The organism is Type-E symbiont of Plautia stali, assembly GCF_059731115.1.
In genome coordinates, this window is sequence record NZ_AP035906.1 from 4,065,990 (window position 1) to 4,078,019 (window position 12,030).

Annotated in this window: 11 protein-coding genes; 7 read left to right on the top strand and 4 right to left on the bottom strand. The window is 55.5% G+C overall.

What is annotated here, in order from left to right:
* Positions 1–43: 43 nt before the first annotated feature.
* Positions 44–1,396 carry a glutathione-disulfide reductase gene (gene gorA / locus AC6I8L_RS18830; protein ID WP_058960649.1) on the top strand — a complete coding sequence of 451 codons (1,353 nt, stop codon included), beginning with the start codon at positions 44–46 and terminating at the stop codon, positions 1,394–1,396.
* Positions 1,397–1,495: 99 nt separating this feature from the next.
* Here the strand turns inward: gorA and AC6I8L_RS18835 are convergent, their stop codons facing one another.
* Complete coding sequence (locus AC6I8L_RS18835; protein WP_064511347.1) at positions 1,496–2,491, bottom strand: LacI family DNA-binding transcriptional regulator; 996 nt, start codon at positions 2,489–2,491, stop codon at positions 1,496–1,498.
* A 108-nt stretch (positions 2,492–2,599) separates the two neighbouring features.
* On the opposite strand from AC6I8L_RS18835, the gene AC6I8L_RS18840 reads away from it, so the two are divergent.
* From AC6I8L_RS18840 to AC6I8L_RS18855, 4 genes are all read left to right on the top strand, one after another.
* Positions 2,600–3,349: an SDR family oxidoreductase gene (locus AC6I8L_RS18840; RefSeq protein WP_167347117.1), complete on the top strand. Its 750-nt coding sequence runs from the start codon at positions 2,600–2,602 to the stop codon at positions 3,347–3,349.
* Between the two features lie 19 nt (positions 3,350–3,368).
* Entirely contained in the window at positions 3,369–4,982 is a 1,614-nt protein-coding gene (locus tag AC6I8L_RS18845) for an FGGY-family carbohydrate kinase (protein ID WP_498013944.1), read from the top strand.
* 230 nt (positions 4,983–5,212) lie between these two features.
* Positions 5,213–6,145 (top strand): nucleoside recognition family protein, encoded by a 933-nt coding sequence (locus AC6I8L_RS18850; protein ID WP_034819784.1) that lies wholly within the window; start codon positions 5,213–5,215, stop codon positions 6,143–6,145.
* Positions 6,146–6,404: 259 nt separating this feature from the next.
* Positions 6,405–7,184, top strand: a complete 780-nt coding sequence (locus AC6I8L_RS18855; protein ID WP_058960652.1) for an L-threonylcarbamoyladenylate synthase — start codon at positions 6,405–6,407, stop codon at positions 7,182–7,184.
* Between the two features lie 44 nt (positions 7,185–7,228).
* On the opposite strand, the gene AC6I8L_RS18860 is transcribed toward AC6I8L_RS18855, so the two are convergent.
* Positions 7,229–8,245: a zinc-dependent alcohol dehydrogenase family protein gene (locus AC6I8L_RS18860; protein ID WP_058960653.1), complete on the bottom strand. Its 1,017-nt coding sequence runs from the start codon at positions 8,243–8,245 to the stop codon at positions 7,229–7,231.
* Between the two features lie 134 nt (positions 8,246–8,379).
* On the bottom strand, positions 8,380–9,201 hold the full coding sequence (locus AC6I8L_RS18865; protein ID WP_058960654.1) for an SDR family oxidoreductase: 822 nt from the start codon (positions 9,199–9,201) through the stop codon (positions 8,380–8,382).
* Between the two features lie 95 nt (positions 9,202–9,296).
* On the opposite strand from AC6I8L_RS18865, the gene AC6I8L_RS18870 reads away from it, so the two are divergent.
* Positions 9,297–10,199: a LysR family transcriptional regulator gene (locus AC6I8L_RS18870; protein ID WP_058960655.1), complete on the top strand. Its 903-nt coding sequence runs from the start codon at positions 9,297–9,299 to the stop codon at positions 10,197–10,199.
* A 1-nt stretch (position 10,200) separates the two neighbouring features.
* On the opposite strand, the gene AC6I8L_RS18875 is transcribed toward AC6I8L_RS18870, so the two are convergent.
* On the bottom strand, positions 10,201–10,842 hold the full coding sequence (locus AC6I8L_RS18875) for a hydrolase (protein ID WP_034819796.1): 642 nt from the start codon (positions 10,840–10,842) through the stop codon (positions 10,201–10,203).
* A gap of 253 nt (positions 10,843–11,095) precedes the next feature.
* Here AC6I8L_RS18875 and AC6I8L_RS18880 point away from each other — a divergent pair, with 253 nt between their 5' ends.
* On the top strand, positions 11,096–12,013 hold the full coding sequence (locus tag AC6I8L_RS18880; protein ID WP_058960656.1) for a bestrophin family protein: 918 nt from the start codon (positions 11,096–11,098) through the stop codon (positions 12,011–12,013).
* The last annotated feature ends 17 nt before the right edge of the window (positions 12,014–12,030 follow it).

Genomic DNA, 12,030 nt, shown 5'->3' on the forward strand with positions numbered 1-12,030 from the left:
TTACACTCTATGCCAATTTTCTTCCAACAGATGGACACAACGGATGACCAGACATTTTGACTACCTCGCCATCGGCGGCGGCAGCGGCGGTATCGCCTCAATTAACCGTGCGGCGATGCATGGCCAGAACTGCGCGCTGATTGAAGCCAAAGAGCTGGGCGGCACCTGTGTCAACGTCGGCTGCGTACCGAAAAAAGTGATGTGGCACGCGGCGCAGATTGCCGAAGCCATCCACCTGTATGGCCCGGACTACGGTTTCGATACCACCGTGAACAATTTTGATTGGTCGGTGCTGGTGAAAAACCGCAGCGCCTATATCGATCGCATCCACACCTCGTACGACAACGTGCTGGGTAAAAACAACGTTGAAGTGATCAAGGGCTTCGCGCGCTTTATCGATGCCAACACCGTGGAAGTGAACGGCGAGACCATCACGGCCGATCACATCCTGATCGCCACAGGCGGTCGTCCAAGCCATCCAAAAGTGCCTGGCGCGGAATACGGCATCGACTCTGACGGTTTCTTTGAGCTGGATGCGCTGCCGAAGCGTGTCGCGGTGGTCGGCGCAGGTTATATCGCGGTTGAGCTGGCCGGTGTGGTCAACGCACTGGGTGCCGAAACCCATCTGTTTGTGCGCAAACACGCGCCGTTGCGCAGCTTCGATCCGCTGATTGTCGATACGCTGGTAGAAGTGATGCAGGCCGAAGGCCCAACGCTGCATACCGAGTCGATTCCAAAAGCGGTGATCAAGAACGCCGACGGCAGCCTGACGCTGCAACTGGAAAGCGGTCATGAGCAAACCGTCGATTGCCTGGTATGGGCGATTGGTCGCGAACCGGCTACCGATAATCTTAACCTCTCCGTGACCGGCGTGGCGCTGAACGAGAAAGGCTATATCAACGTTGATAAGTTCCAGAACACCAATGTGAAAGGCATCTATGCGGTGGGCGATAACACCGGCGCGGTGGAACTGACCCCCGTCGCCGTTGCTGCCGGTCGTCGCCTCTCCGAGCGTCTGTTCAACAACAAACCCGACGAGCACCTGGATTACAGCAATGTGCCGACCGTGGTATTCAGCCATCCACCGATTGGTACCGTTGGTTTGACCGAACCGCAGGCGCGCGAGCAGTACGGCGACGACCAGGTGAAAGTGTATAAATCTTCCTTCACCGCGATGTACACCGCCGTCACCCAGCATCGCCAGCCGTGCCGCATGAAGTTGGTGTGCGTCGGTGCAGACGAGAAGATTGTCGGTATCCACGGTATCGGTAACGGTATGGATGAGATGCTGCAAGGCTTCGCAGTGGCACTGAAGATGGGCGCCACCAAGAAAGACTTCGACAACACCGTAGCGATTCACCCGACTGCGGCAGAAGAGTTTGTTACGATGCGATAAAGGATTCGCTTGAATACGTCCCCTTCAATGTAGCATCGGCCTTTTGAAGGGGCGCTATTTATGGCGACTCGTGGTGAGGCGGCGTGAAGTCCGCCTTTTTCACATCCGCAGCACCGGCACTTCCACCACCGTAACATCCTGCTCACCGCTCTCCATCAGGCGGAACACCGTTTCCATCATGCCTGCCACATCCTGTTTCACCATGGTGATGTCCTTGCACAGCAGTGCCACGAATGGGTCCCAGTCGAAGCAGCCAATCGCCGGGTGTTTATCATCGGATAACAGATCCTTCGCACGCAGAAACTGCACCACCCCTTCCAGCGAAATGGTCGAATTCACAAACAGGCCAAATTGCCCCGTTTCATGCTGCTGAAAGTAGCTTTTCAACGCCATTTGCGCTTTTTCCGGCTCATAGCCACACAACAGCAGGTTCTCCTCCGGCACCGAAATACCTCGCTCCTGATGTGCCGCCAAAAAGCCGCGCAGGCGCTCTTTACTGTTGTGATCGCTGGCACGCCCCCCGACAAAAATCAGCGGTTGCGGGCATTTCTCCAGCAGGCTACGCGCCAGGCTCAATGCGCCATTGAAGTTATCCGAAATCACTGAAGGCGCCAGCGAACCGGGCAGATCAAGATTCAGCGAGGGAACGCCCGCGGCCTGACAAAGTGCAGTGATACGATCTGGATCGGTGGCTCCGGTCACCACCATGTAATCCACCTGCCAGGAGAGCATGGTGCGCGCCGCTTCGAGTTCCAAATCAGGATCGCGCTGTGTGCAGGTAATGACCGGGAACAGGCCGCGATCGCGCGCCATCTGCTCAAAACTTTCCACGATTGAGCCAAAATAACGGTTGTCGTATTTAGGCACGATCATACCGATGGTTTTCGAGCGCGTGGTTCGCAGCATGCTGGCCTGCCGATTCAGCGCATAACCCTGCTCTTGCGCAATCCGGCTCACCTTCTCAGCAGTGCTGGCACTGATGCGCCGCTTCTTCCAGTTGCCGCTTAAAATCGCGCTCACCGCGCTTGCCGAAACCCCCGTGAGTTCCGCGAGGTCATAAATGGTGGTTTTCTTGTTTTTGCCGATCCCCGTCACAGAACCCATCCCTTTATTGCTCTTTTTGTTGCTGGTTAAAAGTCGGGGTGATAGTTGTGCTTCATCGATTGAGCACCACCTAAAACGCCATTGATAAAGGATTATAAGATGAACACGAACCTCTTCTCCATGCATAACCCACTCAACGGAAAAGTTGCCGCCATTACTGGCGCTGCCTCCGGAATCGGTCTGGAATGCAGCAAAGTGCTGCTGCAAGCCGGGGCTAAAGTCGTCCTGATCGATCGCGATGGCGACAAGTTGCAGCAGCTGGCGGCGGAACTGGGTCCTCAGGCATTGCCATTGCAAATTGACCTGATGGACGGCAAACAGGTTGACGGGATCCTCGACGACATTCTCAAGCTGGCGGGCCGCCTCGATATTTTCCACGCCAACGCCGGTGCCTACATTGGCGGGCCAGTGGCGGAAGGCGATCCCGATATCTGGGATCGCGTACTGAAACTCAACACCAGCGCGGCCTTTCGCTGCGTGCGTTCGGTGCTGCCGCATCTGATCGCGCAGAAATCGGGTGACATCATTTTCACCAGTTCGATTGCGGGCGTGGTGCCCGTGGTCTGGGAACCGATCTACACCGCATCCAAATTTGCAGTGCAGGCTTTTGTGCATTCAACCCGTCGTCAGGTGGCGCAGCATGGTGTGCGCGTCGGTGCGGTGCTGCCGGGCCCGGTGGTCACTGCCCTGCTCGATGACTGGCCGCAGGAGAAACTGGAGGACGCGCTGGCCAATGGCAGCCTGATGCAGCCCATTGAAGTGGCGGAATCGGTGCTATTTATGGTGACACGTTCGCCGGGTGTCACAGTGCGCGATATTGTTATCCTCCCCAACAGCGTTGACCTGTAACCAACCGAGGTGCAGCAGCATGAGTAACGAAAAATATCTGATTGGTGTCGATGTTGGTTCGGCCAGCGCTCGCGCGGGCGTGTTTGACCGCGCGGGAAATCTGTTAGGCCATGCAAAACAGTCCATCACCACCTTCCGTGCCCACGGTCATGTGGTTGAGCAATCCGCCAATGAGATTTGGCAGGCGGTCAGTCACTGCGTGCGCGAGGCGGTGACCACTGCCGCTATCGATCCCGCTGCGGTGGCTGGCATTGGCTTCGATGCCACCTGCTCGCTGGTGGTGATCGATGAACAGCGGCAACCGTTGCCCGTCAGCCCAAACGGAGAGGCAGAACGCAATATTATTGTGTGGATGGATCACCGCGCGACGCGGCAGGCCGATGCCATCAATGCAACGAAACATCCGGTGCTCGACTATGTGGGCGGACGCATCTCACCGGAGATGGAGATGCCAAAGCTGCTGTGGCTGAAAACCCACAACCCGCAGACGTTCCAGAACGCCGCACACTTTTTCGATCTCACCGATTACCTCAGCTGGCGCGCGACAGGCGATACGGCGCGCTCATCCTGCACCGTCACCTGCAAATGGAACTATCTTGCGCATGAGCAGCGCTGGGATGCCGACTACTTCAGTGCCATTGGCCTGCCGGAATTCGCTCAGGAGAAATTTGCGCGTATCGGTCAGAAGATCGTCGAGCCAGGCACATCGTGCGGCACAGGTTTAACCGCGCAGGCCGCCGCCGACTTTGGCTTACCCGCAGGCACGCCAGTGGCCGCCGGGTTAATCGATGCCCATGCAGGCGGCGTCGGTACGCTGGGCGCAGATGGCAGCCCGGAGGATAAACTCGCCTATGTGTTTGGCACCTCGTCCTGCACCATGACGCCGACGCGTGAAGCCGCGTTTGTGCCAGGTGTGTGGGGTCCGTATTACTCGGCGATGGTGCCGGGTTTATGGTTGAGTGAAGGCGGACAAAGCGCGGCGGGCGCCGCCATCGACCGCCTGCTGGAGATGCATCCAGCGGCTGCAAGGGCACAGCAGGCTGCCGATGCCGCTGGCCTTTCACTGCCTGTGTACCTTGCGGAACAGGCTTTGCAGCAAGCTCGCAGTGAATCAGCAACGGTGGATTTAGTCGAAGGTCTGCATATCGTGCCGGAATTTGCGGGTAATCGTGCACCTTTTGGCGACCCTTACGCGCGAGCGGTGATTTGCGGTCTGGGCATGGACAACGATGAAGCGAGCCTGATCGCACTGTATATCGCCGGCTTGTGCAGCCTCGGCTACGGTCTGCGCCAAATCATTGAGGCGCAAACCAGCAAGGGTATCGTCACGCGGTCGATTGTCATCAGCGGCGGTGCCGGGCAACACTCGCTGGTACGCCAGTTGCTGGCGGACAGCTGCCAGCTTCCTGTGCAATCCACCCACTGCCCTGAGCCGGTATTACTGGGTTCAGCGATTCTTGCCGCTGCCGCCAGTGGCGTATATTCCGACGTCACCTCGGCGATGGCCAACATGACCACCGATGAAAAGCGCTGGCATCCTGAGCCGTCGGTTTCGCCACTGCATCAGCACCGTTATGATGCATTTAAATTATTGCAGAGCACCGCGCGTAATATTCGTCAGATAAGCGAATAAACGTCGAATAATATTTCCGTGCGCCGCACAAACGTCGGCGCACGGTTATTTTTCCCTGCCATTTCCTGCAAGATAAAATTTAATTTCTTCACTACTCAAGTTTACACCACCGGGATACTATTTATCCCTTTGCTGGCGCCCTTCGCGCTGGCATTTTTATTCGTTTTTTAAGGCAAGGGGAGCAGTATGCTTATCGGTATTAAGCCGTGGTTCGAGGTTCAGACAACCGCATGAATATCATCAGCATTATTATGTCTGCGGGCAAAGCTTCGGTAGATGTCGCGCTGTACACGCTTATTCCTATCATGGTGGTGATGTTATTCATCATGAAATATCTGGAAGTCAAAGGCGTGCTGGATTTTGTGGTACGCCATTCCACTCCGTTATTAAAACCTTTAGGTATTACTGGGCTGGCATTATTTGCGCTGATTCAGCTTAACTTTGTCAGTTTCGCGGCACCGTTAGCCGCATTAGCGATTATGGAAAAACGCGGTACTTCCGATCGCCATATGGCGGCGACGCTGGCGATGCTGTTTGCCATGGGGCAAGCCAACGCCTTTTATCCGTTGATTCCAGCCGGACTTAACTGGAGCGCCGCGATACTCATATCCATCTGCGGCGGGGTGCTGGCGGCAGCCACCACTTATCATTTCTTTGGGCGCAAGCTCTCGGATGCAGCGCTGCTCAATGAAGATGAAGCCGTTGCGAATAATGAAAGCAAAATGGGACTGATCGCCATCATCAACAGCGCGGGTGCGGACGCGATTCGTCTGGCGCTGGGATCGCTGCCGATGCTGATTCTCTCACTGTCGGTGGTGGGGATTTTGAAAGAGTCCGGCGGGATTGAGATGCTTACCCGGCTGGTTTCTCCGCTGCTGGACAGATTCAACATCTCTGAAGTGTATATTCTGCCTGCACTGACCAAATGCCTGGCAGGCGGCACCGCCTACTACGGCGTGGTAGCCGGGCTGGTCGAAAAAGGTTTATACAGTGCGCACAACATCAACGCCTCGGCGGGTTGGTTTATTCAGACCTTTGATTTGCCGGGGATTGGTATCTTCCTTGGCCTGTCGAGTCGTTTCCCGCGTCTGTTCCGTTTCGCCGTGCCGGGTATCATCCTCGGCATTGCGCTGCGCGGTGTGGCACACGCTCTGATATTTTAATTAACCCTGGCGCTGAAAGACTTATTCAGCGCCTTGTTTAAATAACACTACAATTCCCGCGTGTTATTTTAAATTAACCCTATTCCTTTCATCGTTATTTTCATCAGTTGCATCACCTTTAATTATCGTACTATTATCACCAGCATGGTTTTGCACAAACCCATTAATCCCGATGAATTATCCGGTTAATTAATTCCTTAATTACATTGCAGGTAATATTCCTGTACGTCATCTATTGATACGCAGATAGGGTAGTTCCATGAGCGGTAAGCAAATAACGTGGAATGGCGGGTTACAACCTGAAGCCATCGAGATTTTGTCCCAGGACGGCGGCATGATTGTGAGCCCAACGAAAGTCGGTTACATCATCATGACCTCCGATAAAGCCGGGTTAGAGCGTAAGTTTGAAGCCAAGCAGCGCAAGCGCAACAAGCCAGGCGTGGTGCTATGTGGCTCGCTGGAGCAACTGCGTTCTCTGGCACAACTGACACCGGAAATTGACCAGCTTTATCAGCAGCATTGGGATCAGGATATTTTGCTGGGCTGTATTTTACCGTGGCGCGAAGATGCGTTGGCGCGTATTCCGGCTGACGGTTCAAAAGAGCTGATGATGGATGGCCGCCAGACCAGCTGCTTCGTGATTAAATTTGGTCGCCCATGCGAAAATATTGCGAAAGCGCTGTGGGAAGAGCACGGGAAATTCTCTTTCGCCAGTTCCGCCAACCCATCGGGTCAGGGAAACCGTGGTCTGGTTGAGGGTATTGGCGAACGTATTGAATCGCGTGCCGATTTAATTATTGAAGCCAATGACTACGTGAAATCCATTCAGCCTAACGATGAAAATAAAGTGCGCTACGAACAAGGCGTAATGGTGTCGATGGTCGATAGCGAAGGTCGTCTGATTCCACAGCAAAACGGCGAGCGTAAAATCACCCCGTGCCCGGTATTGATTCGCAAAGGCCTTGATGTCGATAAAATCATGGCGTTGCTGTCGGACATCTTCCCGTCCTGGGATTACCGTCACGGCGATTACTACTGATGTCACTAGCCTGTTTCCTGGTATGGGAAACAGGCTAATTCGCGTTACCACTCCACGGTGATTTTGCCGAAGTGTCCCGCCGACTGCTGATGCTGGAAGGCCGCAGGCAGATCGTTCAGCGCACCATAACTGTCACTGATTACCGGGCGAATACCCGTTTGCTCTAACGCGCGCACGAAATCCTGCTGCTGACGACGATGGCCGACAATCAACCCCTGAATACGCGCCTGCTTTGCCATCAATAGCGAGGTGGGTATCACGCCTTCGAACCCGGTCAGCACACCAATTAACGCGATATGACCGCCCACGCGCACCGCTTCAATCGACTGTGCCATGGTGCCCGGCCCGCCCAGTTCAATCACCACATCCGCGCCTTTGCCCTCAGTCAGCTGCTGTACCGCTTTGCCCCACTCCGGCGTGGTGCGATAGTTGATGCCCGCATCGGCCCCCAGCTCTTTGGCTCTGGCCAGCTTCTCATCCGATGAAGATGTGACAATCACTCGTGCGCCCATCGCTTTGGCAATTTGCAGCGCAGTAATCGACACGCCGCCGGTGCCCAACGTGACGATGGTATCGCCCGATTTAATCTGCGCATCGCCCACCAGTGCGCGCCATGCCGTCAGGCCAGATGTGGTAATCGTCGCTGCTTCGGCATGCCGCCAGCCGCGCGGTGCGAGGGTAAAGTGATGCGCCGGACGCACCACCACTTCGGCGGCAAACCCATCAGCGCCATCACCTGGCGTTTGGGTGAAGTTGCCGACCTGAGCGAGAGGCAGCCCGTCCTGCCATTGTGGGAAGAAGCAGGAAACCACATGGTCACCGGGCTTGAAGTCGGTAACGTCTGCACCGACCTCTTCGACCACGCCCGCACCGTCCGCCATCATAATGCGATCCTGCTCGGTGGGAATCGATCCGTTAGCCACCAGCAAATCGTGGAAGTTAAGTGAGGTGGCATGGATCGCCACGCGGATCTCTCCGGCGCCCGGTTTACCGGGATCGGGCAGATCCGCCAGCCGCAAGTGCTCTAAACCGCCGGGTTGTTTCAGGATCATCGCTTTCATAACCACTTTCTCCTTAGCGAAACGCTCAATACAAAGCATGCCGCTGCGAAACGTGCATGCCTTCTTTTGTGCGCTAAGTTTGGCAGCGATGCCGCTTCCCTGCCTGTTACTCCGTGCGGTTATGCGAAAAGCTTTTACACATCCTCACGATAGGCTATCTCTTTCTGCAAACGCAGCTCTGCCAGGCGTCGTTCCAGCGCGGCTTCGATATTGTCATACGCCGTGCTGCCCAGTGCCAGACGCAGCGGCATGGCGGGTTGATCCAGCGTGGCGATCATCGCGGTGACAGATTTCGCGGCATCGCCTTTGATCGCGAACTCGCCAGACATAATCGCGCGGCGCACTTCACCGGAGGCGGTGTCCCGATAAACATCCTGCGCCTCAGCAATATCCAGCCCGGCACCAAAGTTAGTGGCGGTTGGCCCCGGCTCCACCAGCAGGAAATCGATGCCAAAGCTGGCAACTTCCTGACGTACCGCTTCAACAAATCCTTCAATGCCCCACTTGCTGGCGTGATACAGGCTGAAGTTGGGGTAAGCCACCTGCCCGCCTTCCGAGGAAACCTGCGCGATGCGCCCGCCGCCCTGCTGGCGCAGCAGCGGAATCACGGCGCGAATTAGCTGGATTGAGCCGGTGAGGTTGGTGGCGATCTGACGATCAATCTGCGTATCGCTCAGCTCTTCCGCCGCGCCAAACAGACCATAGGCGGCATTGCTGACCACCACATCGACGCGCTCAACGTTGGCAAATGCCTGCGCGATGGCTGGCGCAATGCTGGCGGTGTTCGCCAAATCCAGCATCATGACCTGTAACTGCCCACCGTATCGCGCTTGCAGATCCGCCATTGCCTCAGTGCGACGTACGCAGGCCAGCACGCGATCGCCACGTGCCAGTAAATCTTCACTCATCAAACGGCCCAGCCCACTGCTGGCACCGGTAATTAACCAGGTTTTCATTTTGTCGTCCTCCGGTTGAAAACCCGATGATAGATCGCTTTACTGGTGGTCATAATCTCCCTAATCGCGCATGACCTGGTGAGGAAATACCACCAATGAGAAGACCTTCCTGGCATGAACTTCAGGCCATCAAAACGTTGGGCGAGCAGCGCAGCTTCCGCCGTGCCGCTGAGATGCTCGGCCTGAAGCGCTCTTCACTCAGCCATCTGGTGAAGACGCTGGAGCACAATCTTGGTGTGCAGCTGTTTCAGCGCACGACCCGTAGCGTGTCGCTCACCGATGCCGGGCAACAGCTGCTGGATCGGCTGGCACCGCTGTTGAATGAGATGGATGAAGTGCTACACGATGTCAGCGCTCGCCGCCAGCAGCACGCAGGCACCTTACGCATCAGTGCCAGCGATGCGGCTATTAGCATCCTGCTGGAAAAAGTGGTGCCGGGATTTTGCGCTGATTACCCGAATATTCAGCTCGATTTTGCCGCACAGGGTGAACTGGTGGATATCACAGCCGCCGGGTTTGATGCCGGCATTCGGCTGATTGAAGATGTGCCGCAGGATATGGTGGCGATTGCGCTGGGCGGCCCGCTGAATTTTATCACCGTGGCTTCACCGGCCTATCTCGCCGCACACGCCCCCATCAAGCAGCCGCAGGATTTGTTGCAGCAGCAGTGCATTCGCCATCGTCTGCCGAGCGGGAAACGCTATCGCTGGGAGTATGAGAATGCGGGGAAACGCTATGAACTGGATGTACCGGGCACGATCACCTTAGATAATAACGCGCTGATGACCCGCGCGGCCATCAGCGGATTGGGCATTGCTTATGTACCGTCGCTTTACGCCGAAGCGGCGCTGCAATCCGGCCAGTTAGTGGAACTGCTCGCCGACTGGCGGGTGCAGTCGGCAGGTCTGGCCTTGTGGTTCCCGCCCAACCAGCATCAGTCGATGGCGCTGCGGCTGTTTATCGATGCTCTGAAAAGCAGCCTGCCGCGCCAGTCGTAATTCAAGCCTGACGCTGTGGCGCTTTGTGCACCATGGTGTAAGCGTAATCCACGCCCATGCCGTATGCGCCGCTGTGCTCACGCACCAGATCCATCACCGCATCGTAGGTTTCTTTGCGTGACCAGTCGCGCTGGTATTCCAACAGCACTTGCTGCCAGGTCACTGGCACCGCACCGGCCTGCACCATGCGCTGAATCGAACGCTCGTGAGCATCGACGCTGGTGCCGCCTGAAGTATCGGTCACCACGTACACTTCAAATCCCTCTTTCAGCGCCATCAGGGCCGGGAAAGTCAGACACACTTCAGTCCACAGTGCAGAGATAATCAGCTTCTTACGACCGGTTTTCTTCACCGCTTCGACGAATTTGGCATCTTCCCATGAGTTCATGGAAGTACGCTCAATCGGCTTCGATTCCGGGTGCACCGCCAACAGTTCTGGCCAGATGTAGCCGCTAAAACTTTCGGTTTCTACAGAGGTGTAAATCACCGGCACGTCGAAAACTTTGCCCGCTTTTGCCAAAGCGACGGTGTTATTTTTGAGCTGCTGGCGATCAATATTGGCGACGCCGAAAGCCATCTGCGGCTGGTGGTCGATAAAGATCAGGGTTGAGTTCTGTGGGTCGAGCAGGTCGAGTTTAGACATGATGTATTCCTCTAAAGTGTTTTTAAATTTGTGTGTTGTGCTGCTGGAATGAACTTTAGAGAAAGGGGCCGCGAAGAGATAACGCAAAGAATTTTACAACTTGTTCAAACTGTTTTTAGAAGACTGATTTAAAAAGATAAATTAACACTCAACACAGCAATTTCAGCCTCAAATACGCTGTTTTTCACATTGCTTCCGGTGTATCAGCAGGCGTAACCTGTGCCAACAAAATCATAAAAAACACCATCGCAAAATGATCGTACGTCCTCGTCAACACTGGTTCATCAGGTTGTTTGATTGGCACGGCTCGGTGCTGGTTAGCATTGTGTTTCGCCTGTCGCTCAACCTGCTGATGTCGGTGATCGCCATTATCGGCTATCCGTGGTACTCCACTTTCGGCATTCACCTCACGACTGCACCGTTCAGCTTGATTGGCGTGTCGATTGCCATCTTTCTTGGCTTCCGCAATAACGCCAGCTATGCGCGTTTTATTGAAGCGCGCACGCTGTGGGGCAATATGCACATCACGCAACGCTCACTGCTGCGCCAGATAAAATGCATTCGCGGCATCAGTGAAGCGCAAGTGCAGGAGTTTTTAGGGCTGCAGCTGGCATTTAGCTGGGCAATGAAACATCGGCTGCGTAAAACCGATGCGCAGGCCGATCTGGCGCGCCTGCTGCCGGAGAAATGGCACAGTGCCGTATTGAGCCATCCGATGCCGACCTCACAGACGTTGTTATGCATGGGCGAATGGCTGGCGCAGCGGCGCGATGAGGGTCTGGTGTCGGATATTGTCTGGCAGAGTATCGATGACAATCTCAATCATCTGTCGGCTTATCTGGGCGGCTGCGATCGCCTTGCCAGCACGCCGATTCCGTTTGCCTACAGCCTGATTCTGCATCGCACCGTGTACCTGTTCTGTACCCTGCTACCGTTTGCGCTGGTGGCAGATTTGCATCTGATGACGCCGCTGGTGTCGGTGTTTATCTCCTACACCTTCCTGTCGCTGGAGTCACTGGCGGAAGAGCTGGAAGATCCGTTCGGCACTGCGCCCAATCATCTGCCACTGGATGCGCTGTGCGTGAATATCGAACGTAATTTGAAGGCGATGAACAATGATTTCCCGTTGCCGGAACCGCGCCAGCCGGATGAGCATTTTAATCTGACGTAAAGCGTCCATTTGCCTGG

Bases quoted from the DNA above. Each gene is read 5' to 3' on its own strand.
- AC6I8L_RS18870 (WP_058960655.1), top strand. From the start codon at position 9,297: ATGAGAAGACCTTCCTGGCATGAACTTCAGGCCATCAAAACGTTGGGC.
- AC6I8L_RS18840 (WP_167347117.1), top strand. From the start codon at position 2,600: ATGAACACGAACCTCTTCTCCATGCATAACCCACTCAACGGAAAAGTT.
- AC6I8L_RS18875 (WP_034819796.1), bottom strand. From the start codon at position 10,842: ATGTCTAAACTCGACCTGCTCGACCCACAGAACTCAACCCTGATCTTT.
- AC6I8L_RS18845 (WP_498013944.1), top strand. From the start codon at position 3,369: ATGAGTAACGAAAAATATCTGATTGGTGTCGATGTTGGTTCGGCCAGC.
- gorA (WP_058960649.1), top strand. From the start codon at position 44: ATGACCAGACATTTTGACTACCTCGCCATCGGCGGCGGCAGCGGCGGT.
- AC6I8L_RS18865 (WP_058960654.1), bottom strand. From the start codon at position 9,201: ATGAAAACCTGGTTAATTACCGGTGCCAGCAGTGGGCTGGGCCGTTTG.
- AC6I8L_RS18855 (WP_058960652.1), top strand. From the start codon at position 6,405: ATGAGCGGTAAGCAAATAACGTGGAATGGCGGGTTACAACCTGAAGCC.
- AC6I8L_RS18850 (WP_034819784.1), top strand. From the start codon at position 5,213: ATGAATATCATCAGCATTATTATGTCTGCGGGCAAAGCTTCGGTAGAT.
- AC6I8L_RS18880 (WP_058960656.1), top strand. From the start codon at position 11,096: ATGATCGTACGTCCTCGTCAACACTGGTTCATCAGGTTGTTTGATTGG.
- AC6I8L_RS18860 (WP_058960653.1), bottom strand. From the start codon at position 8,245: ATGAAAGCGATGATCCTGAAACAACCCGGCGGTTTAGAGCACTTGCGG.